We start from the raw sequence: 324 nt of genomic DNA, 5'->3' as shown, positions 1-324 counted from the left end.
GAAAATAAGATAGATGAAAAAATAATTTCCATAGACCAAATTGAAGATAGACTTTTCGATGTATTAGTTAAGGATAAAGCTTTAGAAAATGAAATTATAAAGGCAAGAGAAAACTTAGGAAATAATACCTTAGCAAGTTTTAACTCTGTATTTCAAAGAGAATATGCGAAAATCATGAGAGAAGTTGCCGATAAGCAGGGAAATCTTCCAGATGATATGAAGTCAATAGATAAGGTTAAAGAATTAGGCATTAGAATAGAAAATAGATATAGAGAATATTTAAATAATTCACTTAAAAACAATATAGAAGATGATAAGAAAATC

1 protein-coding gene is annotated in these 324 nt (G+C 26.9%); it reads left to right on the top strand.

Features of this window, described 5'->3' with window-relative positions; all coding sequences use genetic code 11:
• A partial coding sequence (locus HMPREF0077_RS10220; RefSeq protein WP_004837953.1) for a hypothetical protein occupies nucleotides 1-324 on the top strand: 324 nt, incomplete at both ends.

The organism is Anaerococcus tetradius ATCC 35098 (assembly GCF_000159095.1).
Classification (GTDB): Bacteria; Bacillota; Clostridia; order Tissierellales; family Peptoniphilaceae; genus Anaerococcus; species Anaerococcus tetradius.
This window is presented reverse-complemented; position numbering and strand designations above follow the sequence as displayed.